This window comes from Photobacterium jeanii (genome assembly GCF_001650345.1).
Taxonomy (GTDB): Bacteria; Pseudomonadota; Gammaproteobacteria; order Enterobacterales; family Vibrionaceae; genus Photobacterium; species Photobacterium jeanii.
In genome coordinates this window covers 159,685-184,405 of the sequence record NZ_LVHF01000033.1, presented here as the reverse complement: position 1 = coordinate 184,405, position 24,721 = coordinate 159,685, and the positions used below count along the sequence as shown (strand labels likewise).

The following is a 24,721-nucleotide window of genomic DNA, read 5'->3' as shown; positions in this document are numbered from 1 at the left end:
AATGAAAAAAACAGTTACCAGCACTCTAATTACCGCTCTTTTTGCTTTAATGACCACCAACGCGATGGCAACCAGCCAAGAGTGTGATTTAAACTTAACCAAATCTGCGCCAGATGTACGCTTTAAAGATAACAACGACGGCACAGTAACAGATCTACGTACTGATTTGGTATGGCGTCGCTGTGCCCTCGGCCAAACTTGGAATAAAACCAACAATGTCTGTGAAGGCAAAGTAACGGGGATGTACTGGCAGGCAGCCTTGCAACGAGCTGAAATCATTAACAATGACGTATCTGACCCTCTTCACCAATTAGGTGGTCGCCAAGAGTGGCGCTTACCTAACATTAAAGAGCTACAGTCATTACGAGAATCAAGCTGTGTGTCACCCGCGGTAAACAAACGTTTCTTCCCACTGAACTTTGATTACCTCTCACTAGAAAGTACAGCATGGAGTTCAACACCATCCTACTCAAATAAAGGCAATATCCTTACTGTGGGTATGGGTGATGGTTTAACTACAACTTTTGATGCTTCAAGTACAAAACTAGGTGTCTTACTAGTTAGCAGTAAATAAGTAATAATCATTACAAACATTTATATTAATAACCGAGCATATGCTCGGTTATTTTTTACAACAAATACGTCAAATATACCCATTTAGTGCGACATCGATCCTTCTGGTTAGCTAGGAATAAAAACGTTATGATTAATAAAAAAACAACGTTTGATATTTTATGCATAGCACTCCAACTTATCTGTCATCATTACCGAAATTAGCCAATAAAATTCACCCAAATTCCAAAGGTGTAAATAAAATAAGAAAGAATGCACGCTTTTGCTTATTAGGCTTAGTTTATCGCCACTCACTAAAGACCATCATTAACACCTTTAATACTGAGGCGTTAAAGCCGGTTCTAGATAAAAACCCTGATATTATTGAAAAGCCATTAAAGCCGTATTTATGCGTCAATTGGTCATCACGAGAGCGCGCTCAACACCTTTGCGAACACTACCAATTTATAGAGCAAACTTTTGGTTTGAATGCAGAAAAAGTAACGTCATACCAAGGGTTAACCTTGCTTGAGTTTGAAGACAGGGAACAAGCCAAATACCGCGTAAACCTTTACTGTGGCGCGAGCCGAGAAGGCGGACTTGGCCTTAAGTTGATCAATGAAGATGCAAAAGAAGTGTACTCATTATCATTTAATATCTCAGGTTCAGATAAACGCGTTTTACACATAGGTATGTTGCAAGGTCCTGCCTCACAAATTGCCGATCGCAACGAAGTCATCAAAACTTTAACCCGCTCGCTGCATGGATTAAGAACAAAAGCCTTAATGGTTGAACTAGTGCTAATGCTTGCCAAAATTTGGCAAATCGACGAAGTAAAAGGCGTTTCAAATAAAGGGCATATATATCAGGCCCTGCGTTATGTTGGCTCTAAACGAAATTCAGTGACATTCGATTACGATGATTTATGGGCTGAATATAATGGAACGAAAACAAATAAATTCTTATTTTCGATCCCAACTGCACCAGAACGAAAAGATCCCTCAACCCTAAATAAAAATAAAAGAAGACTATATACCAAGCGTTATCAATGGCTTGATGAAACAGAACTCGCTATACGCCAAAACCTAGCCGCATATACTCACCATTAAGCGATGAGTTATAAAATTCTAAATACCAGATCGTAACCTTAGATCTGGTATTTAATTTACTTTCCCCACTCCGATATATTCAGCAAAATTATGACTAACGTCGTTCAATCGGAGGAAAACTCACTCTCTCCCCTTCGGCGGTTAAAATTGCAATATCAATGGGTTTACCTTCCGCATCTAATCGCAACTCGCCAATTGCACTGCGGTTCACCAATCGATGATGACCTTGAGTATCAGGATCGCGCTTATAAATCTTTAATCGCTTACGTTTCGTCAGCCAATTTAGTGGTGACCTCGGGCTGTATAGCAAGCGATCCATCAAATCACAAAAGCGCAGTAAGCGGTTGGGAAATTCATTTTTGATCCCACTTGAGGTGATCTGGAAGATATTCGGACTTGAGCGACGAAAACGCAGCTTAATGTCGTAAGCAAATGAATAATGAACATCACCCGATAAAATCACAAAGTTCGTGGGCGTTTTAGTATGGGTAAAGATACTGAGTAGCGTATTTGCCGATCCTGGGTGTGCCATCCAGTTTTCTGCATCGATCAATAGCGGTTGTTCAAACCACGTCATGATCCGCTGCAGCATTTCAATAAACTTGACCCCAAACATTGGCGCCGCCGAAACAATGATCACCGCAGGCTGATTGAGCATCGCTTGTTGCATTTCCACCAGCGCCTCCCAATCCATTAACCCTGATGGCTTATTCATCTTAGACTCAGACCGCCAGCGACGGGTACGAGTATCAAGCACCAACATCTTAGGCTGAGTCTCTATGGTGTAATGCCAGTGCTCAAAACGGTAGAGATGGGCAATAAAAGCATCTTGTAACTCAGCGCTTGGGTTAACAAAGTAACGCTGAGCATGGGCTAAAAAGGCGGCATCAAAATGCTCAGGGGCATTACCCCAGCCTTGGCACAGCCAATAGCTCAGTAAACCATTACCTATCACTCGACGTGATAATAAATTATCAAACGCCGCTTTCTCCCAACCAACGGTTAAGTTCCAATCGTCAGTCACATCGTGATCATCAAAAATCATATAAGTTGGAATGTGTGCCATTAGCCGCTGCACTTGCGGTAAGCCTACGATAAAGCGCTCAATGTGTTGTTTTTCTTGCTGCCATAACTTTTGCCACTTATCTGCTAATGGTTCGCCATTCACAACAAAATTGGCTTTCTCCAACCTTGCGATATCAACGTACTGCCACATGGTTGGTGACCAGACCAACAAGTACATCGCAAAATATTCAGCAAAAGTGATGAGATGGTTTTCGCTCTCACGCGAGCTAAAAATCGCCTCTTGCCAAGGAGATAAGCGAGGAAGCCAGCGGCAAAGACGATTCCAGTTACGTGTATTATCAATATGATGTGGCAGTAGATGATCACGCCCGTATAGGTGATACGGGCTTTGATATAACTCTTGGCTTGAAAGGAGTGGTTTACCCACACCTGCTTCCCCTGCTGTCGCTTGCTCAGCAAGGGGAAAAGTCTCGTCAGGTAAGCCTAATAAGGAAATAACTTGCTCAATCGCATCCAACGTTGGCCCTGCAACATGATCAGCATAGATTTGATCGCCACTCATCATCAGCAGTGAAGGACGCTCCATCACCGCTTGGGTCGCTATTTTGGCATCTGCGGCAACCAAACTATCAGCACTTTCGTGGTGTGGATTACGACAAGAGCCATGGAGTACATAATCGGCCTGAGTTTTAATAATGAGGCTTAACCTCTCCTCACCGCCATAACGCAAATGAGGCAGCAAGGTGACGATATCACCCTCCTGAGTTAACAGCTGGTAATCGAGCGCTTCATCAGTGGGGAACTCCCCTTCAAACTGAGCAAGCACGACCCACGCATGCCGTCCTACTTGAAGCTGATCTTGCGCTGTAATTTTGGCTTGATAAATCGGTGTCGTTTCGCCGGATAAATAGAGCGAAAACAGCCCTTCTAAAGGCTGCGAGCACACTAACCATAAGCACAAGTGTTGAGCCGTTGCTTTGCGAACAATCGGACCCGCCAGCACCAAAGGTAATTCAGTATGCTTAACACTCACTAAGGTATCGTTATTATTTTTTTCCGCCGTCATGCCCATACCGTTGAATATACCTCACGCCAACCAATCTAAAGCAAACTTGCAATAGCCTCCCATACTACAACAACTTATCGCAAAATGAAGACACCGAAAGATACTGCCTCAAGACTGAGACAAAGCGTAATATTGACACATCTATCAAGCTGACAGTCAGGATAAATACGATATTATTGCACTACAAAAGCACTAATGAGCATATCAACGCATCGCAAGCACATAACTAATAATTTGCTTACTATGTCGAGATAAAAGCGATCTCGTTGACCATCACTTCACTAAAATGTGAGAGATGACTTTAATTTAAACAATAAGATAGCGGCTATCACTTTTAATATGTCTTATAAGTGCTACAACTAAATTAGCGGCTGAAACTTGATGGAGACAGCACGCTAATTACTATAACTACAACATTTCAGGCAATGGATTTACTTTGGCATTATTGCAATGAACGATAAGCCGAGTACTGCCTTTATGCGCAAATTAAGGTTGATTAATGAAAAAGCAATTAATGATGGCTATGCTGCCGCTATTCATTTCCTGCTCTGCTTTCGCAGAAACAGAACCAGACTCACAAGTATCTTTTTCAGGCTTTCGAGTAGGTGGCGGGGTCATAAATCACGAGTCAGACGAACTGATCGATGATGCAACGGGTTTTGTTCTTGAAGCCGGATACGACTTTAACCGTATTGTCGGTATCGTAGGACGCTACTCAGACGCGACTTTTGATAACGATAATGATCAAAATCCTTCTCGCTTACCGGGTAAAGTGGATATTACAACTTGGGGCTTATATAGCGATATTGGCTACACGTTTGTGGGCAAAAATAACTTCCAAATTAAGCCTTATGGGCTCATTGGTATTGAGAATATCAATGCGCAAACAGACACCAATCAAGGGAAGTTCGACGAAAACGAATATGCGCTTGCATTAGGTACAGGTGTACGTGCGACATTTAATGAGCATTTTGTTCTTGCCGCTGAATACAAATTCTCTTCGGTTGATATTCCGGAATACAATGACCTTGATCTCGATACAGTAAGCATCATGGTGAACTACAAGTTCTAATATCACCAAAACTGCATCCATAGCCCAGCTTGATACCAGTTTTCAAGCTGGGCTTTTTACTTCCCCTTAAACGAAAAAACCCCGCCTAACATTAGGCGGGGCAAAAAGAAAAGGTCTCAGAGTATCGGCTTACCAGTAAACACGTGCACCGATTGCAAATAGGTTTTCACCGTCTTTCACTTTTGTTGGACCAACAAAGCTGTCAGAACCTTTATTAGTGAAGCCCGTTGTTGTACCTTTCGCATAACCGTACTCACCATAGATACGTGCCCAGCTGTTAAACTTATACACTGTACCTAGGTAGAAGTTTTTACCGTCACCATCTTCAGTATCTAGACCACTGGTTTTCTGTTTAACGTATTCAAAACCAGAGTAAACTGTTGCTTTATCTGTCACTGCGTAAGTACCACCGACAGTGAAAGCATCTTCTTTAATTTCTGCTGGTGATTTCAGATCTTCAAGCGTTGCATTGTAGTAAGTAAAGCCAACTAGCGCTGCACCAAAACTATATTCCGCAGTACCTTCAAAGTAGGTATTACGAAGATCAGTTTTTACATCTGCTGGTTTCGTAGGATCTGTCGTTTTATCTGTACCTACTTTGTAATTTTTCGCGGTATTTTGACCACCACCAACATGTAGGTTGAAATCACCAATCGAGGTACCTGCATACAGTTCTGCCAACTCTTGTTTAGAATCATCTTCATCTAAACCGTAGTTTGCTGCTACCCAGAAGTTTTCGCCATCGTAATTATATTTGATCAGTGCATCGTGACGTGCACCAGAAAGTGTTGCGTGACGAAGACCCGTACCACCGAAGAAGTAAGAATATTCCGCACCCCATACTTCATCTGATACTACCCACTGACGACCAAAAGAGAATTTACCAAAATCCGTCGCCACCCCCGCAATGTGGAGACGGTTCTTCATTACGTAATCGCCTTTACCTTCAAGGCCAAACTCGACCTTACCGAACACATCCACACCTTCAGCCAGGGTGTACTGCGCTGTTACACCGGCACGCGATGAACCTGCACCTAGAGTGACTTCTTTATCAGGGTTCTTTTTAAGCTCGGTACGTAATTGGCCATAAAAGTCGACCGATCCTTGATCTGACTTATAAATTTCTGCCGCTGAGGCCATGTTTGCAAAAAGAAGAGAAGGGATTGCTACTGCTAGAAGTGTTTTTTTCATCATACTATCCTGTATTTTTATATTCCTTAATTGCAGATTCTTTCCTTAACCTGCTGACAAAAACCTATCAGGAAAAAAATGCTGACACAACAGCAAAACGCACAACGAAATCACAATATTTTAACAAACAAAAATATAAGCTGAACAATTAGCACAATTAACACACAATTTAAAACTAAAAAAATATTCATTTTAATTTGTTAAAAAACGAACCAAAAGTACAACAAAACACCATAAACACTGGCATCAACAGTATTCATATGGCGATAAATTAAAGAATATCCCACTTAACACTGACTAATATTTATTCAGTTATCATTCATTACTTTTTATAAGATAGGTAAAGGTTGTTATTCTTTTTTATTCTAGATATTTAACAATATTTTTGAACTTTATTGACTATGACTTTTTAACGATATTCATAGCCAGCACATAATTATTCTTGACACGAATAATTCACACAAAACTCAAAACACAAATCAATACCAAATCAGTTAAATAAAACCCATCATGCTGAGTGCTTTTCTCGCATTTATATTGCGATCGCCCCCTTTTCTGATATAACATCGAACCAACAAAATTTGCAGTTATAAGCTAAAACTGCAACAAACTCTGCATTTTATAGGGCACTACAATGACGACTATCCAACGTGAACAAACCAACCAGCGTATGAGTAAAATTGTTAAGCACGGCAACACTGTTTACCTTTGTGGCCAAGTTGGTATCGCGGGTGACAGCGTTGCTGATCAAACAAAAGAAGCACTACGTCGCGTAGAAGTACTACTTAACGAAGCAGGTAGTGACAAAGAGCACATGCTACAAGTTATCGTATGGCTTGCAGATATGGCAGATTTCCAAGAAATGAACGAAGTATGGGACAACTGGATCCCAGAAGGTCATGCGCCGGCACGTGCTTGTGGTGAGGCGAAACTAGCGCGTCCAGAGCTAAAAGTTGAGCTAATCGTAACAGCAGCACTAAAAGATTAAGTTACAGCAAGCCATTAATGACAAAGCCGCTGAATATCTCAGCGGCTTTTTAGTATTTGAGCAAAAGCGGGTTTACTCTTCTGACTGTGGCTTAGGAAATAAGGTTAAGGTTAAGCGAGCCAAATTGTACGCATCGATATAACCGGAATGCTGACGCCCTTCCCATTCGACTCCCGCCATCTCCATCGCTGCACGCTGACCACATCGCTTCTTATGAACTTCAGGCTGTAAACGGAATAAAGTCGCTACGTTTAAATACTCCTGAAACGGCATTTTGAGCCCTTTGGCTTCACATTCTGCCTGCAAAATACGATCATCATGCCCCCAAGCAGCATAGATCTTATGGCGACCACCAAACTTTTGCTCGATAGACTTGAGGATTGTCGCCAATGGTTTACCGTTCTTTTCAACGATTTCAGGTTTGATCCCGGTCAGCTCAGTACAAAATGGGGAGATTTCATCATGCTCAGGCAACACATAATGCTGAGCACGGCGGACCACTTCACCACGCTGCAAGTCTATTTCAGCAACCCCGATCTCTATGATTTCACCTGTTCGCGCTTTGCGATCATCATTCCAGCAACACATTTCGAGGTCAAAACAGACAATTCGGTTATAATTCATTATCTTTCCAGCATGGAGCTACACACAGCCCGCAAGCATACCATTTTTCACCTCAAATAACGCCTTAGCCAATCAGTTTGCTTAAGATAAAACCACCACCAAAGCTTATTTTCGGATCAATGATCAAGATGAAAAGAAAGAGCGCCTTGATCATCGTTCCAAGATCTTTACCGCAATGTCGTCATCACTCAATCGGCTTAATCGGTTTTGCAGGCGATCCGACACAGACAGTATTAGCTGGAAGATCTTTAGTCACCACACTGCCCGCACCAATGACAACGTTGTCACCAATCGTCACTCCAGGACAAACAGTCACATTTGCACCAAACCACACATCGTTACCCACTGTGATTGGTTTGGCAAACTCATCCCCTGCCGCTCGCGTCACAGGATCAAGCGGGTGTCCCGCTGTGGCAATCACGACACCTGGTGCTAACAAGCAATTATCACCAAAGCGCACTGGCGCGCCATCTAAGATGGTGCAACCATGATTGGCATAAAAGCCCTCGCCCACTTTGATGTTGTAGCCGTAGTCACAGTGAAATGGCGATTCTAGCCAAGCATCACTTACATAACCCAATAACTCATCCACAATTGCTCGGCGCTGCTCTCGCGCTGTTGAGCAAGTCTGATTCAAACGAAAACACAAGCCTTTCGCCTTATCTCGCTCCGCCACCAGCGCTTCATCGAACGCTTGGTAAATGTCGCCAGCGAGCATCTTCTCTTTTTCAGTCTTCATCTTTTTCATCATTTTGGTAAAAATTATGTGGGCAGCATAAGTGGGGATGATGCAAAACAACATCCCCCTAGGATAAGAAAATAGTCAAAAAGCCGCTGGAATACAGGCGCGATCACATTCGGTGAAGAAACAAGAAATTAAGTTAGCACACGGGCGCTTTTAGTTGGTAGAAAACATCAACAATAAAAAAGCAGTGAGTATTATCACTGCCTTTGGCTAATTATTGTATTTAATCACGAATGAATAATAACCCTAGTTTTTGACGGTATTACCCAGCGTAATATAGAAGGAGTCTTCACTGCCTTCAGCTCGACCATAAGCAAAATAGACAGGTCCAAGCACCGAATCAACACCAACAAAAAGGCTACCTGCGGTGATAACATCTTGCGACGAGATCTGACTCATATCATTCCAGATCCCGCCTTGCTCGAACGAGCCACCAATGTAAACCGGCGTAGAAAACGCACCAAAGTTGTTATCAGCCAACTGATAACGATATATCAAAGCTCCTAGCACCTTATGACGACCATTTAACTCGTACTTGTGATAGCCAGACAAGTTAAATAAACCACCAAGATCTTGCGCGAAAATAGGCAGCAGCTCATTGGAATCAGAGCCCGCAAACTCAGCCATCGCGACTAAAGAGTGGCGCTCATAATTGAACGGTTTAAGAAGATGAAAGTTATAGACAAACGTATCGTCGTTAGTGCGATTAGATTTAATTTCGCTCTCTGTTCGCAGTAATCCTAGCTCTAACCAGCTTTGCGTGCCTCGGGTCGGAAAGAACTGATTATCCAACGTATCATACACATAACGGTTATACACACCGTAACCTTTAAAGCTCTCAGTCAAGTCCATTGACGGTATAGTGACATCCCCTTGCAAGCCAATCAGCCCAAAACTGTAGGAGCTCCATCGACCAAGGTTAACCCCTAACTCGGTGCTCAACTGGCTCTGTTGATAGCGCCCTTCGACACTTGATGATCGGCTGTTTAACTCGAATCTAGGTGCTAACTGATCCACTCGGAAACTGCGCAATTCGTTACTGTACGAGACTGAGGTTTGTGAAAAAAATCGCTGCGAGTAATCTAGCGGCAAGTACAACTCAGAATGAAAGTTTTTCCAGCTGCCTAACTCCGCTTCAAATAACCACTCTCCGCCTTTATCGGTCAAATTGGTGTAAAGGTATTGCGCACCAAAGGTAAAATCAGAGCGTTGCGAGAAATCGTCTTGGAACGTAAATTTGAAGTTAAGGTAGCCCGGTCCCCATGACTTTTCAGTGACATCAAGCACCAGTACATTTTCATCACCATTTTGCTCAATCTGATAAGTGATGCGGGAGAACAGATCTTGCGAGTTAAGACGATTTACCGCCGCTTCCAACTCTTGATTAGTGACCACTCGTCCCGCTTCAAGATCGAACAAGGTCAATAAGGCGTGATCGCTGCGCAGGGTTTGATTCTTAACTTCGACGCGATCAATGTAATACGCCGAGCTCACAAACAATTGACTGCGACGATCCTGCTTTTGCTTCACGTACTGAGCGTAATCTTGCTCCGATAGCTGATAGGCCAATAATCGAGGTAGCGCCTTGCTCGCGACCTCACGACCCGCCAAATAAGCCTGACCCATTTTGTCGAAATCAGGCGCCGTCATGAAAGTAAGATCAGGTCTTAAGTAAATATCTTGATCGGTCATCAAGGATTTTTGATGATCCGCACTGCTGTTGGTCATGTAGGTAGTGAGCTGAGAAATAATTGTCAAAGCACTATTGAGTTGCTCATCATCGACCAAAGGATCGCGCAAATCCACGGCAATAATCACATCAGCACCCAGCTGCTGCGCCACATCAACCGGCATGTTATTGACCACTCCGCCATCAACCAAGCTCTTGCCTTGCCATTCAACAGGGCTAAGCGCCCCCGGCACCGTCATTGATGCCTGCATCGCAGTAGCAAGATGCCCTTGGTCAATCACCACAGGTGTCATATGGGCAATATCGGTTGCCACACTACGGTAAGGGATCACTAAATCATCAAAAGAAGCCAGAGTCGGTAGGTTATCGGTCAGATCTCGGAGCAAAACAGCCATTCCCTGCCCCTGAAAAGCACCGGGTTTAGCTTTAAACTCCCCTTTTGGTGTCACGCCAATGTCGGTATGAAGCTGGTAGTTATCGCTTTGCTGCTTACGACGCAGCAACAAATCATCACGGCTGGCACGATCCACATAGCCCGTCGCCCAATTGGCGGACAAGGTTTTTTGTTTCAGCTCTTCAGCGGTTAGGCCCATAGCATAGAGGCCACCGACATACGCACCGATACTCGTCCCTGTGATGACATCAACAGGAATACGGTTAGCTTCAAGCACTTCCAGCACGCCAATATGGGCAGCACCTTTCGCTCCACCACCGCTCAACACCAAGCCCATTTTCGCGCGTTCTTGCGCCATCAAGGCACTGGGGGTTAGCACCAAAGCTATCGCGCCAACCCAGCATAAGATCCCTTTACGTTTTTTCACACAGCCTCTTCAATGTATTGATGACATTACACGCCACGGGCGACATCATCTAACGCAGTCAGTACCTGCTCGTTAATATGCCCTTCATGGACAAGTTTACAGACTTTACGGCGAACCGCTAAACCAGAGATTAACCGCTCAATTGATAAGTGGCGATCATCTTGCTGACTATTGTACAACTCGACCGTTTTGCTCAAGGTTTCGTAACTCACTACTTGATCCGCTACCCGAAGCCAATCTAGCTTCTCTAATAGCTCATGGCACTCTTCAGATACACTTGAAGCAGAGTGCCCAGTCATAGCAGATAATGCTGTGATACTGCGTTGTAGCGCTTCTGGTGACGTGTATTTCGATAAAATGATCGTTAACTCGTCAGCGTTGATCTCAACCAGGTGCTTACGCAACTTCACGCGACGACCTAAACGACCTTTGGTGCGACCCTCTTTACGCTGGATCGGTTCAAATTCCCCATCAATGATCTGGGAAAGCTGATCAAGCTCGCGTTTAGGTAAGATCTCATTGCGTAACGGGTTTGGCATGGTTGGTGCCATGGTGCGCTTACCTTCGTTAGAGGTCTTAGCTCGCGAATAGCGGATCACTTCATCGGCATCACAGCGAATATCGATTTGATAATCACAGTAGCGTTTATCGTTTTCTAATGGAGAAATCGTTAAATGATAGCCCCAAAGATTCACGGCAAACACATCATCGCTGACTTTATCATCCGCCAATTTACGCAACTCTCGGATCAAATCACTCGAAAAACGACGCCATTCAATGTTACGCGCCAGTTTTTGATTCAGTTCGCTAAGCAGCATGGCATCGTTAACACGGCGTGACATACGGCTTCGGAAGAAGGTGTACAGCTGGAAAACCAAAGTATGCTGACGCAAAATTTCCGGTGGAAACAGGAAGAAATAATCGCGAGTGAGCAATTCATCGAAGAACGACGGCTCCCATACCAAGATATACAAGTTTGGCTTGATCTTGATCTCACCGTTATCGCCTTCTTGCGGGGCTTCTTCGGATGCAGTGATCGTGCGAGCAATGAAGCGGAAGCGATCACTTTTGAAGCCTTCCGGCATGTTTTCACTTAGCCAGCGACCGGTTAACTCATGCAATTGAAAGTCAGTAAATTCAATGCGATCAATACTTTCACGAATTGAATCACGGGCAGGACCACTGTCTTTTTTACCCCGTAACGCCAAAATATCCGTGATATAAACTGGTGTTTTGTTCGCCAATGAACGCGCTTGGATCTCATAATCTTCAATATGATGATCATGGTATTGCACCGTTAAGGTGAATAACGCAAACAAGGTCATTAGATCATCTACCGTCATGATCGACTTAGAAGATCGTGTCTCGATGATCGCTTTCGTGCCACTAATGGCGACCATGGATTTCTGGTAACTCTTCTTGGTACGCGGAGGCGCTAACGCTTGATCAATGATCCCAGCCCAGCTGGTGGGAGAAACCACAATTTGATCCGCTTCATCGGGCATTGAAGGCGGAGTGCCTAAACCATGCTCAGTCAGTAAACGGCGATTCACGTGATTTTGCGCGAGGGCTTTGGAGCGCTTTTGCTTTTCTTGCTCTTTGCTCTGTTGTGAGTGCAGGCTACCAGTACCGAGCTGTGAGATCAGCAAGGCCGGATTAACAAAGTGATGAAGCATGGTTTTACCCGCCAACCCTTCTTCAAAACGAACAGGTTGTTGAGTAAATAAACCTATGGTGACAGCGGCACGTAAACGTTGCTGAATGGCAGCACGAGTTAATTGACCTTCCGTTGCTTCAACCAATTCAGTAGTTGAAACCATTCCGTCTTGGCTTGATAAGCCTCGAAGCGAAATTAAGTTCAGTAACTCAACGATGCTTTTCGTTACCCCTTTAAAGTGTTGGTACTGAGGTAACCAATCCACTAAACCACCAGGGATCGAGAATAAGTGCCCATCTTTGTGGGATCTCGGCAAAGGGATCAATATCTTTTCAACGGGATCATTAAGCTCGTTTGGGGCGCCTTTCATTTGTCACTAGCCGTAGTTCTATCATCTTTCCGAAAGATTAATAGAAATAGAACAAGAAAGAAAGCTCTTTTTATTGAAATACTTAAATAAGATCTTTTTGTTTAAAAGTGATCTTATTGATTAAATGATTATATGATCAGGTTGCCAACTTCACTCTAAGTGACTGAATTTAATAAAGTAAAAAAATGGTTACTTCAGAACGATGATCAACATAGTCACGGATAGATGATCATATAAGTCAAAGAACAATGATCATCATGGCAACGGATCGATGATCATTAGAGACATGAAAGCATGATCATCTTAATAGTGAAACAATGATCATGCAGAAAACACAGTTTATCCACAGCTTATTCTTTGCTGGTAGTGATTATGATCGAAACCGATCGCCAATTGGACCATTTTCAGGCTTCAAATAAGTCGGAAAGATGATCATGTAGTTGTTGATCGCACGTATTTGAGTTGTTTTTACGGTGCTTGGTTGTGAAAGCGAGTGCTAAAACAGGTTGAAATACAAAATTCGAAAAGACAATCACCGTAAACTCGGCTCTAGTTTACATGTGTCCGACGCCGGATGGATGATCAAGCGGTAAATTCTGTTTTTCAATTTAACGAATTGGCATTTTAACGCACTGAGTAGAACCAATCTTGCCGTTCGTTTTTGTCACGAACCCTTATTGAAAGGGCACTTACCGTAGTTTGGCGGCTATTTTACATGCTTCCGAGATAAATGACCTGAGATCCAATTACTTGATCATCGATCCGATCACCCATGATGAGATTTTATCTCAGATCTACGCGTTTTTCAGCTGTGAATTTCCCTTGATCATTGATTCAATGCATCGCTATAACGGCTGGAACAATGATCAAGTAAGTTCTATTTCCTGCGCGTTGATATCCTCCCTCCCCTCTTCATTGTCAGGTTTCTGATATCGCGCAACGGAATGACTCGGATACATGATCAAGGTTGTGTTGTTGATTTTAGGCGTTTTTATTAATTTCAGCCTAATTTGATAGTGAAATTGGACTGATTTCAGCTGATGGCCAAAATAGCGTGATTTTTGATCGCATTTAAATTGAAATGACATGCTCCGTAATTTGGAGGCTGATTTTCACGCTTCCGAGGCTATAAGGGCTAAAAGTTAGATTTACATTGTAAATGCGTGACGCTGTAACACTTTTATTTGAGGTGCCAAAGGTGTGACTTTAGTCGTAAAAAGAGTCACGATAAAAAGTGAAATAGCGGCTTTTTGAATCAATTTTATCTAACTGCAAGTTTGTTCAGCTTTTTATTGTTGATGCTTGATTTTGCTGTACAATAGCAAACATGATTGTCAGGGGTAAAAAGTGATAATGAACAGGGAACAAACAATAGAGAACTTGCTCAATATTGCCGAGCAAACAAAACAGGTTCAGGCGGACCGTATTGAGATCGTTTTGGAAGAGCGCCGCGAAGAGCATTTTCCTCCGATGTCGAAAGCTTTAATGGAAACGCGTTCGGGGTTAACTCGTCGTAAATTGGATGACGCGATTTCTCGTATGGAAGCGACTGGTCATCAATTTACTAAAAATAACGCAAACCACTACTCGATCACGCTAGAAGAAGCACACCAGTTGATGGATGCTGCAAAGAAGCCGGCGTTTTATGAGCGTGAAGGTGCCGGGCGTAAACCTTGGGTGGTGAATGTTCAAAACCAGAAAGGTGGTACGGGTAAATCCATGACGGCAGTTCACCTTGCTGCTTGCTTGGCGTTGGACTTAGATAAACGTTACCGCATCTGTTTGATTGACCTTGATCCCCAAGGTTCATTGCGCTTGTTCTTGAATCCACAAATCAGTATTGGTGAGCAGGAAACGATTTATTCAGCCGTTGATGTGATGTTGAATAATGTTCCTGAAGGTCAAGAAATGGACAAAGATTTCTTGATGAACAATGTGGTTTTGCCAACCCAGTACCCAAATTTAAAGACCATTGCAGCCTTCCCTGAAGATGCGATGTTCAATGCTGATGCATGGCAAGATCTGGCTGTAAACCAAGATCTTGATATTGTTCGTTTGCTAAAAGAGCGGGTTATTGACCCAATCGCCGACGAATTTGACATTATTATGATCGATACTGGTCCGCACATTGACCCATTAGTATGGAATGCGATGTATGCATCCAATGCGTTGATCATTCCATGTGCAGCGAAGCGTCTTGACTGGGCGTCAACGGTTAACTTCTTCCAACACTTGCCGACTGTGTATGAAATGTTCCCGACAGAGTGGCATGGGCTTGAGTTTATTCGTTTGATGCCAACCATGTTTGAAGATGATAACAAGAAGCAGGTCTCTGTATTGACAGAGATGAATTACTTGTTACGCGATCAAGTGATGATGGCAACGGTGCCACGTAGTCGTGCTTTTGAAACTTGTGCTGATACCTACAGCACAGTGTTTGATTTAACAGCGGCAGAGTTTGAAGGGGGTAAGAAAACCCTTTCAACAGCGCAAGATGCTATCCAACGTGTAGGCCTTGAGCTTGAACGCGTGATGCACAGTCACTGGGCGAATCTGAATAAGGAGGCGTAGTCAGATGGCAATCAAAACAACAGATTTGAACGCACGTTTATTTGGTAAAGCAGATAAACGTCGGGCAACCAATGTGGTTGAAGCGCAAAAAGCAGCGCAAGATAAAGCGGCAATTATCGAACTTGCTGTTGCGGGCGAAGAGACGGTCGCTTTTGAGTTAGTGAAAATCGATGCGGGAAAAGTCGCGACACAAACACAAGTGTTTGCTGAAAATGCCCGTGAGCAAGCTTTTCTTAATGAGCATGCGTTAGCCGATATTTTAACCACCCTTAAAGAGCGTGGGCAGCAATACCCGGCTGTTGGTCGTTGGCTTGAAGACGGTCGCATCGAAGTGCTTGACGGTAGTCGCCGTCGAATGTCGTGTATTTTGGCGAACAAAGACTTTCTTATCTATGTAGCCAAAGGCATTAATAGCGAGCATGCGAAGTTCTTATCTGATGTTGCTAACGCCCATAAACCTCTGTCTTTGTATGAGCGTGGTAAAGAGATGCAGCTGTTGCTGGCACAAGGCAAAGTTGACGATCAAAAAGAGTTGGCTAAATACTGTCAATGCAGTGAAGCTTTGGTAAGTGGTGCACTTAAAGCGGCAAGCTTACCGATGGAGCTGCTGATGGCATACCCAAGTGTGAGTGAATTGGGTCGCCCAACTATCGTCAAATTACACCGCTTATTCTTTGGTTTAGCCGAGCAAGAGCAGCAACAATTGATTGGTCAGCTTGCTGATAAATCAGCGCCACTATGGCAAACCATGGATGTACAGGGCATTGCTCGTATTACTCGAGAAGTCACTATGGTACTTGAGAATATGGGTGAAGCGATCAAGCCTCGTGAAGTTGTGACTAAGCCACAGCAGCAAGAGCTGATCAAAGGTAAGGTGAGTTTTCTGCGTGACGAAGACAAGTTGCAGCTGAAAATGAAAAAGTTATCGAGCAAGCAAGTTGACGACATTCTTGCTTACATCAGCGATTACCTGAAATAAGCCTTATTTGGGAAAACGCCTCTTATTGAAGCCACGCATTTGCGTGGCTTTTTTTATAAGCCAACATGGTATGATCTTACCGTAATTCTTGTTTGAGTATCGGTATGAGCAGTCCATTAAATTATCCCTCCCACCTCGTTGAGCAACTACAAGCGCGTCGTCATCGCGGTTTGGTTGTCCTTGAAGGCGATGCCGACTGGCAACATTATCATCTTGCTGCTTTTATTTCTTTGTATCGCTCTCCGCTCTGGTTGGGCAAAGCAGCTTCTTGTTTTGATGTACCAAGCGTTACGCCGAAGAAGGCCAAAGCGTGGCTAGGGCAAGAAGTGGATTGCTTGATCGTCGATGCTAATGAAACTTTTCATCCCGACGCGTTTGGTACTTTGAGCGGTACTGTATGTGGTGGTGGGGTATTGTTGCTGCTGATATCACCACAAGATGGTGACCAAAATAATGCAACGACAGGCTCGATGAAATGGTTACGCCAGCAGATGGCACAGTCGCAGTGTTTGCGTTTGTGTCAAAGTGATAGTGCTGAATCTTGCGAGCAAAAGGTGAATGCTTGGCTGTTGGCGAACGTTGTGAGCGAGGATGATAACGCTCAGCAGACGAGTCAACTTGCGTGGGGATGTGTGACGACAGAGCAAGTGACTGCGGTTGAAGCGATCCGTAAGGTTGTTACTGGGCATCGTAAACGTCCTTTGGTGTTAACAGCGGATCGTGGTCGAGGTAAGTCATCGGCACTGGGATTGGCTGCGGCCAGTTTAATGGTCGAGCGTAAACTTGATATTGTGGTGACGGCGCCAAGCATGGCTACCGTGGCAACGCTGTTTCAACACGCTAAGCAGTTGTTAGCGAATTCAACCGTTTTAAATGATGACCAAGCGTTAGGAGTAAATGAACACGATTTGAGTTGGCAACACAGCCGATTACGGTTTGTTGCTCCTGATCGCTTATTACAAGATGGTATTAGTTGTGATTTTTTGATTGTCGATGAAGCGGCAGCAATACCAGCGGCACAGTTACAGCAGCTGCTTAAAAATTATAATCGTATCGCGTTTGCCTCGACCGTTCATGGTTATGAAGGGACAGGGCGTGGTTTTGCGATTAAGTTTAATCAGTACCTTTCTCAAACCCAGCCGCAATGGCGGGGCTTGCATTTATCACAACCTATTCGTTGGGCGAGCCGCGATCCACTAGAAGGGTGGACTTTTTCAACTTTAATGCTGGATGCTGAAATTGCCGATGAGCATCCGTTGATTGAACTGTTAACTCAACAGACTATCAGCAATGATGACATTCAGGTTGTGTCGCTATCAAAGCAAGATTTGCTTGCTAACCCGAAGCGCTTGTCACAAGTTTTTGGCTTGCTCGTCAATGCCCATTACCAAACATCACCTGCTGATTTTTTTCAACTGCTTGACGATCAAGCACTGCAAGTTTGGTGCATGAGTTGGCATGATGAAGTGATAGGCTGCTGTTTAGTTTCGCTTGAAGGTGAGTTTACGGCTGAGTTAGCAGATTGTGTTATGCGTGGTCAACGTCGTCTTCGTGGTCATCTATTACCGCAGTCGGTTGCTGCACATATTGGTTTGTCATTAGCGGCGCAGCAAAAAGCGGGGCGCATTCAACGTATCGCAATTCACCCCCGTTTATGGCGTCGCCAGTTAGGCGCTAAGTTATTGCAAGCTGTTTTGCGTTGGGCGCAAGATTACAAGCTTGATTATGTTGGTACTAGTTTTGGCATCGCCCCTGAGCTATTAGCGTTTTGGCGCCAAGCGGATTTTGCTGTGATTCGTCTTGGTGTGACCAAAGATATGGCCAGTGGTTGCCATTCAGCGTTGGCTGTGAAGCCGCTTTCTGTTGAAGCGCACCAATGGTATTCGTCAGCGAGTTTTTTATTCGAACTCAATTTTAGTTATCAAGTTGGCGAGCAATTCTCTGAGTTATCGCCACAGCTGGCTTTGCCTCTTTTAAAGCCAGCACTTGTGAGTTTATCTTCTACTCAGCAGCAACTTGTGAAACATCAGTTGTGTTTATATAGCCAAGGTGGCTTGGGATACGATCAAGTTGTGGGATCGCTTGCTTGGTTTACCTCTCAGTTGCTCTCGCGAAAAAGTGGCATCCTAAGCGATGATTTTTATTTGGTCACCAGTAAAGTTATTCAGCGCCAGAGTTGGTCGACAATTATTTCGCACTATGGTTTTAGTGGTCGAAAAGAGGCGGAGTCTGCAATGCGTACGGCTTTGACACAGTTACTCTCGGAGTGGTAATTGTCATCGCTTTTTACTGCGGGCAAGTTAAAGGAAAGGAGCGTTATGGAAATTTCAGTTGATACTCATACACACACAATATCGAGTGGTCATGCTTATAGTACTGTTCTCGAAAATGCTGCAGCGGCAGCGCAACGTGGTTTGTCGATAATGTGTGTAACGGATCATGCCCCGACGATGCCGGGTGCCCCACATTTTTGGCATTTTGCCAATCAGCGAGTTTTGCCTCGCTTTCTACATGGGGTCGGTGTGATTCGTGGTGTTGAGACTAATATTTTGAACACCGCCGGTGAGATTGATATGGATGACAGAATTCTCTCCATGCTTGATTGGGCTATTGCGAGTTTTCATGAGCCTATTTTTCGCCCCGCTGATGCTAAGCAACATACGCAAGCATTACTCAATGTCATTCAGTCTGGAAAGGTTGATGCTATCGGCCACCCTGGCAATCCGAATTTCGACTTTGATTTCGAAGCTGTTATCAAAGCAGCGGCACGCCACAATGTGGTATTAGAAATTAATAACTCTTCGTTGTCTGGATCTCGCGCTGGTAGTGAGCAGCGTTGTGAAGATATTGCCGCGTGTATTAAAGAGTTTGGTGGACGTATTACGACGGGGTCTGATGCCCACTTTGCTTATGATGTCGGTAACTTTACTTTTGTGAAGCAGTTATTAGCTAAAGTTGATTTCCCGTGCGAACAAGTTGTTACATACACGCCATCAAGCTTTCTTTCTTTTCTTGCTGAACGTGGTCGAGCTCCGATTGAAGAGTTCTCCGTTTTCCACAATGCCTAATTAGCTCGTTTTTATTTACAGTGTAAATTCCATGTTTTTAGATTTACACTGTAAATGCCTCTCTGTAAATCTCGCCATCTTATCTTTGCTACAGACTGATTATTGAAAAACGCTATGCTTTCTCAATGAGTGGTCTATTGTTAAAAATACCCCTCATATTTCTGCTCTACTATATAAGGTGCGATAAGGGTCTACAGGATCAACACAAGGAGCGTGGTTATGCGTCTGACAACCTTCACACGTCACAGTGCTAATTCGATTCATTGGGTTGACGCGTTAGCTAACCAAGTGCGCTATCGTGTCGAGCCTTCTGGTTTAGTCGCTCGTTTAATTAAGCAAAAAGCGATCAGTGATGAACTGACTAAACTTGGTTTACGTGTCAGGATTAAAGAAATTGGTCGCTCGTCTTGCATTATTGAGTCTTCCATTCCGCTAGATATCGAATCTGAATATCAACTGCAACTGCAACTGTTTAGCATCGGTCTGTTACGTAATATTGTTCTTGCGCCGCTGCCACAGGGAGCTGGGCTACATTGCTATCTTGCAAATACAGACAGCATCATTGATGAAGCCTTGTTGAGTCAAATCTATTAATTACCATTGAGAATGGTAATTAATACAGTCAAAAGACAAAAAAAAGCCTCTTCAAAATGAAGAGGCAAGCAAATAGGACAAAGTGGTGACCATAATCGGGGGGAATATCACCACTTCACTCAGAAGTTAGCCCTAGATTAGTTACTCTTCATATAGCCAAAGTCGTGCCAAGTTCTTAAATTTGCGTGATTTAAATTTTTATTCTTTATTTATCAATTGCTTATCTTTGTTCCGTCCTATAACTAGCTATGATGGGGATATGTAGAATGGGTGGATACCTACCCATTTATTATTTTGGGTGGGTAGGTTTGCACTCTTTTAGTGCTAATAAGGACTTAGAATAAAAATAGTGAAAGAGCGGGACTATTTTTTGGTGAGACTTGAACGACGTTATTAAAGCTTGGCTCTTTTTACTGCTTAGTAACTGAGTAAAATGAATTTAAGGATGACTGTTTATTTGTAGGGTAACTGGAGTTTCTCTATGGCGCTATCGCTCCTCAAGTTGAGCAAAGATAAAAATACCATTTCTATTCATGCCCAGCCGTTGCTTGAGCAAGAGACCTTAGTTGAGCGTGGTGATATTTATCAGCAATTAGCCTCCTTGCATGGTGGGAGTTTGTTTCGTTATGAGAGTGCCATCGACTCCGCTATTGCTATCTTAAATGCAGATAAAGCCCTCGAACCTCAAGATATTGTGATTGCTGAGCAGCGCGATGCCTCTTTGATAGTGAAGACTACAAATAACAATATGTCAGCCTCCATTACTGTGATTGGTGCTTACGGTGGTAAAGACATATCCGGAAAAGCTTTATTGGCGGCGCTAAAACAAAACAACATCATTAAAGGGATACGTAAGCATTTACTGCAAACGCTGTTGGCGAAAAGTCGTTGGTTGAAAGCTGGCGAAAAACTCACAATGCAAGTCGCACTCGGGCGTTTACCGCAAAATGGTGAGAATAGCCGCTTTAAGCCTTTAATCGTGGATGTTAGCCATCGCGTATTAAAGCCTAAACAACTCGATCATGACAAAGTTGATATGCGTGACTTAGGTGAGCTATGTAGCGTGTCGGTTGGTCAATCCTTGATGCTGCGAGTACCCGCGAGTGCAGGTGTTGATGGCTATAACGTGTTGGGGGAATCGCTTCCCGCTAAAGCTGGTGAAGACAAGCTGTTTAATCATTACGACGGTGCGGCAGTCAGTGATTATGATCCGAATATCTTAGTTGCGACTCAGTCCGGGGTTCCAATCATTAAAAAAAATGGGGTCCAAGTAGACGATGCATTAGTGATCAAAGATGTGTCACCCACTATTGGCCATGTAGAGTTTGATGGCAGCGTTGTTATCAAAGGCGACGTTAAGCCAGGGATGAAGGTTACTGTGTCGGGGGCGGTGACTGTTCTCGGTTTTGTTGAGCAGGCAGAAATTATAGCCAAAGGTGATATCACCGTCATGAAGGGGATTTTGGGTAAACAAGCCAGCACTGATGAGGGCTATACTTGTGTTATTCGCACTGGGGGAAAGCTGACAAGTAAGTTCGCTCAGTACGTCGAGGTTGAGGCGAAAGATGATATTAGTTTCAGCCATCATGCATTGCATTGTAAATTAACCACAAAAGGTAAATTGACGGTACTTGATGATTTAAAGCGTTACGGCACTCTGAGTGGCGGTGACATTAATGTAGGTTATAGCGTGCATGCGTTAACGATAGGTGCGCTAGCGGGAACCACCACTAAGATCACAGCCTTTGCTAATTACGTTGAGCTTCGCCAGCAGATCGCTGCAACCGTACGTTTGTTTGAGCAAGAGAAGCAACAGCTGGCAACCATGAAACAAGCGCAATTTAAGTTGTTAAAAATCCCTACCGATAAACGCCCACCAGAGCTGGTCGCAAAAGTTGTTGAGCAGCATAAGCGCCACCAGCAGAATTTACGTCATTACAAAGCCAGTTACGAGCAGTTAAGAGAGGAGTACCAACAAGTGCTAGCTCAAGTTAGCGTGACGGCGGTTAAATGTGTTCATGCTGGTGTGAGTTGTCAGATTGAGAAGCATAACCGGTTGCTGACAAGTGAGCATGGCCCGTCAGTGTTTTCTGTCCGAGATAATCAGCTAGAGATGAAACCTCTGTAGCCTCCGTTGTTATTTTCTGTTTCTTTCCTTTTCGTTATTTACACTGTAAATAACGCTCCTTCGTATAAATCCTCTAAGCAGTGTAATTCGTCAATTGGTGATCAAGTGCCAATCGCAACTTCAGTTGAGCTACAAGATTAGTTTCGTCACCGAGATTGTATGTTGCCGTTAGTGGTTAGCTCTCAAATTTAGTGAGCCTGAATATTGGTTAGTAACTATTGGTGATTAGCTTTGAATACTGAAGTCAGAGCTTTTGAGAGTACTGTTACAAGGGAATAGTTCCTAGGTCGCAGCAAGAGAGGTGAATTTACACTGTAAAAGCATTGAGCTAGGGATGGTGTTTACAGTGTAAATTCGAATTAAAGCGTAAGTGGCTCGTGGTGCTTACTTACTTGACGCTCAATAATGAAGCCTTGGAAACCGCTAACAAAAAGTTCAGACAAGCGCTCAAGTTGAGTTTCTGTTTCAACGCGAGTCGCGATGGTGACAATACCTAAACTATGAGCGGTGCGGGAAATCGATGTGAGTACGGCCGCTTGAGCTGGGTTGTTTAGCTGAACGGTAAACGCAAAATCAATTTTGACGTAAGCGGGTTTGAATACTTTTAGGTATTCAAGCGATTTGAAATGCCGTCCGAAATTGTCGATCCCAAAACCGACATTAAATCGCGTCAGTTGTTGGCATAGCAACTGTGTCATATCATTGTTTTCCACAAAACAACTTTCCTGAATCTCAAAGAATAATCTTGAGCACAACAAATGATGGTGTGGTAAGAGCTCGTTAAGCCAGCGATGAAATGCGGGGTCTTGGACACTACTGCGCGTTAAGTTTATTGCCAAAGGTGGCAGTTGAGGCTCGGCTTGCAGCTGCTTAATGCAATTTACAATAACGTGTTTATCAAACTGGGTGCCTTGGCTCAGTTCATCTAACGCACCGATAAATTGATTGGCAGAAAAGCTACTATCGTGCTGACGTACGGTACTAAATACCTCTTGATGATAGACCTGCTCGTTTTGCAGCAACACTGGCTGGAAATGAAAATAGACTTGGCGATTGCGGATCGCGGACGAAACTAACTCGTGCCAATATTGCTTGCCTTTGTTGGTGCTCCCTTCGCCAGGTGACATCGCTATCGGGTTGGCAGGCGATTGTGAGGCCGCAATCAGCGCATTATCAAGCTGAGCCAAAAGTTGACTGGCGGATGTTTTGCTGTCGGTTATGGCTAAGCCGATAGTCACGCTGAGCGGGGTATCAAACTCCGAGGTAAGAGGTTGCAAACTAGTGTGCAATAACTCGGCTAATGCCATCAGCTTTTCTTGGCTGATCTGCGGCAGCAAAATAGCAAATTCCGTTTTAGAAATTCGTCCGAGAGTACAATTGCTATGAATAACGTTGGAGTTTAGGGTCTCGGCGATGTCACGTACCAGTTGGTCCCCTTTCTGGAAGTTCTTATGGCGATAGCTTTGATTGATGATTTTGGCTTGTATCAACATCAGCCCACCTTGCTCATCTTTGGTGAGCCAAGCATTGAGTTGATTTAAAAAATACTCTCGGTTACCCAAATGGGAGATAGGATCGCGATAAGCTTTTTCTCGTAAATGGGCAGCTTCTTTAGCTTGGAGTCGAAAGTGATTTTCAAGTTGCTGCGCCAAATGCTGGAAGCTACGTGCGATGTTATTCAGTTCTAAAAAGCGCGTACGAGGCGCAGGACTGGCACTTTGTGGATTCTGCTCTAGCTGTTCAGCATAGAGGGACAAACGTTGTACGGGCTGCAAGGTACGGCGCAGCCAGACAAAAAGTAAAATGCCATAAACGGTAAAAGCGGCAAATGCTTCCATTAAGTAATGAAGTGCTTTTTCCCACAAGTGATCGCTCAACCATTTTACGTTGTTTGACACGGTAACTAGCATTGTGGCTTTGGCTAAATGAATCGTGTGGCTATACGACTGAGGAGTGCCTGAAAACAAGTTAGAAAACCAAGCTGGTGACGATGACTTATTGTGTGGTGTCGTGATAGTTAACGACTGTTGCTGGCTAAGCGCTGGAGCAATACTAATGGTTTGATAATCACGTGGGTGGAGTTGCATACGTAAAAGTGACGACAATCCAGCAAGACTGCTATCGTAATCCTGTTGTGGAATGTTCGCTAAATCGAGGTTGAACACGTAGCGAATGCGTTCATGCTGCTGGCTGAAGGCTTCATGTTTTTCGCAACTAAAGCGCGCAACGAATACTAAACTGATGAGCAAAAAACCAGTAATTAGGGTGATGCGAAATAACTGCTTAAATAGTGTCATTGCATGCGCCTGACTGAAAGTAAACTATAGCGGAACCACTTACGTGATGGTGTGTAGAGGCAACTTGATTGTAGGAAAGAAAAATCGACTTGAGTGTGATCTCACCTGACAACTTCTATCAATCAGCATTCGTCATTTTTTATTCTGCTGCTTGTCGCCAACTATCTGTACGT

General features: G+C 43.8%; 17 protein-coding genes. 10 read left to right on the top strand and 7 right to left on the bottom strand.

Going from position 1 to position 24,721, the window contains the following annotated elements; translation table 11 throughout:
• Window position 1: 1 nt before the first annotated feature.
• Both A3K86_RS18410 and A3K86_RS18405 read left to right on the top strand, forming a co-directional pair.
• On the top strand, window positions 2-574 hold the full coding sequence (locus A3K86_RS18410) for an Lcl C-terminal domain-containing protein (protein ID WP_068334787.1): 573 nt from the start codon (window positions 2-4) through the stop codon (window positions 572-574).
• 160 nt (window positions 575-734) lie between these two features.
• Window positions 735-1,661 (top strand): VirK/YbjX family protein, encoded by a 927-nt coding sequence (locus tag A3K86_RS18405; protein ID WP_068334784.1) that lies wholly within the window; start codon window positions 735-737, stop codon window positions 1,659-1,661.
• A gap of 94 nt (window positions 1,662-1,755) precedes the next feature.
• Here A3K86_RS18405 and A3K86_RS18400 read toward each other — a convergent pair whose 3' ends face one another.
• Window positions 1,756-3,753, bottom strand: coding sequence for an alkaline phosphatase D family protein (locus A3K86_RS18400; protein WP_068334782.1), 1,998 nt, complete (start codon window positions 3,751-3,753; stop codon window positions 1,756-1,758).
• Between the two features lie 499 nt (window positions 3,754-4,252).
• On the opposite strand from A3K86_RS18400, the gene A3K86_RS18395 reads away from it, so the two are divergent.
• Window positions 4,253-4,825: a porin family protein gene (locus A3K86_RS18395; RefSeq protein WP_068334779.1), complete on the top strand. Its 573-nt coding sequence runs from the start codon at window positions 4,253-4,255 to the stop codon at window positions 4,823-4,825.
• A gap of 129 nt (window positions 4,826-4,954) precedes the next feature.
• On the opposite strand, the gene A3K86_RS18390 is transcribed toward A3K86_RS18395, so the two are convergent.
• Window positions 4,955-6,016, bottom strand: a complete 1,062-nt coding sequence (locus A3K86_RS18390) for a porin (RefSeq protein ID WP_068334776.1) — start codon at window positions 6,014-6,016, stop codon at window positions 4,955-4,957.
• A gap of 634 nt (window positions 6,017-6,650) precedes the next feature.
• Here A3K86_RS18390 and A3K86_RS18385 point away from each other — a divergent pair.
• Window positions 6,651-7,004 carry a RidA family protein gene (locus tag A3K86_RS18385; RefSeq protein ID WP_068334773.1) on the top strand — a complete coding sequence of 118 codons (354 nt, stop codon included), beginning with the start codon at window positions 6,651-6,653 and terminating at the stop codon, window positions 7,002-7,004.
• A gap of 72 nt (window positions 7,005-7,076) precedes the next feature.
• Here A3K86_RS18385 and A3K86_RS18380 read toward each other — a convergent pair whose 3' ends face one another.
• The 4 genes from A3K86_RS18380 to A3K86_RS18365 all read right to left on the bottom strand — a co-directional run bounded on the left by A3K86_RS18380 (window position 7,077) and on the right by A3K86_RS18365 (window position 12,911).
• Window positions 7,077-7,628, bottom strand: a complete 552-nt coding sequence (locus A3K86_RS18380) for a 3'-5' exonuclease (RefSeq protein ID WP_068334770.1) — start codon at window positions 7,626-7,628, stop codon at window positions 7,077-7,079.
• 184 nt (window positions 7,629-7,812) lie between these two features.
• A complete protein-coding gene (locus A3K86_RS18375; protein ID WP_068334767.1) occupies window positions 7,813-8,367 on the bottom strand; it encodes a sugar O-acetyltransferase in 555 nt (184 codons plus the stop codon).
• A gap of 252 nt (window positions 8,368-8,619) precedes the next feature.
• Window positions 8,620-10,884 carry a patatin-like phospholipase family protein gene (locus A3K86_RS18370; protein ID WP_232322028.1) on the bottom strand — a complete coding sequence of 755 codons (2,265 nt, stop codon included), beginning with the start codon at window positions 10,882-10,884 and terminating at the stop codon, window positions 8,620-8,622.
• 26 nt (window positions 10,885-10,910) lie between these two features.
• Window positions 10,911-12,911, bottom strand: a complete 2,001-nt coding sequence (locus A3K86_RS18365; protein WP_068334764.1) for a replication initiator protein RctB domain-containing protein — start codon at window positions 12,909-12,911, stop codon at window positions 10,911-10,913.
• 1,353 nt (window positions 12,912-14,264) lie between these two features.
• On the opposite strand from A3K86_RS18365, the gene A3K86_RS18355 reads away from it, so the two are divergent.
• The 6 genes from A3K86_RS18355 (at window position 14,265) to A3K86_RS18330 (ending at window position 22,251) form a co-directional block, all read left to right on the top strand.
• Complete coding sequence (locus tag A3K86_RS18355) at window positions 14,265-15,482, top strand: AAA family ATPase (protein WP_068334758.1); 1,218 nt, start codon at window positions 14,265-14,267, stop codon at window positions 15,480-15,482.
• Between the two features lie 4 nt (window positions 15,483-15,486).
• Window positions 15,487-16,461, top strand: a complete 975-nt coding sequence (locus tag A3K86_RS18350) for a ParB/RepB/Spo0J family partition protein (RefSeq protein WP_068334755.1) — start codon at window positions 15,487-15,489, stop codon at window positions 16,459-16,461.
• Between the two features lie 104 nt (window positions 16,462-16,565).
• On the top strand, window positions 16,566-18,734 hold the full coding sequence (locus A3K86_RS18345; protein WP_068334752.1) for a tRNA(Met) cytidine acetyltransferase TmcA: 2,169 nt from the start codon (window positions 16,566-16,568) through the stop codon (window positions 18,732-18,734).
• Window positions 18,735-18,779: 45 nt separating this feature from the next.
• On the top strand, window positions 18,780-19,529 hold the full coding sequence (locus tag A3K86_RS18340) for a phosphatase (RefSeq protein ID WP_068334749.1): 750 nt from the start codon (window positions 18,780-18,782) through the stop codon (window positions 19,527-19,529).
• 219 nt (window positions 19,530-19,748) lie between these two features.
• On the top strand, window positions 19,749-20,123 hold the full coding sequence (locus A3K86_RS18335) for a hypothetical protein (protein ID WP_068334747.1): 375 nt from the start codon (window positions 19,749-19,751) through the stop codon (window positions 20,121-20,123).
• A gap of 481 nt (window positions 20,124-20,604) precedes the next feature.
• Complete coding sequence (locus A3K86_RS18330) at window positions 20,605-22,251, top strand: DUF342 domain-containing protein (protein ID WP_068334744.1); 1,647 nt, start codon at window positions 20,605-20,607, stop codon at window positions 22,249-22,251.
• A gap of 359 nt (window positions 22,252-22,610) precedes the next feature.
• Here the strand turns inward: A3K86_RS18330 and A3K86_RS18325 are convergent, their stop codons facing one another.
• Window positions 22,611-24,548 (bottom strand): EAL domain-containing protein, encoded by a 1,938-nt coding sequence (locus A3K86_RS18325; RefSeq protein WP_068334741.1) that lies wholly within the window; start codon window positions 24,546-24,548, stop codon window positions 22,611-22,613.
• Between the last annotated feature and the right edge of the window lie 173 nt (window positions 24,549-24,721).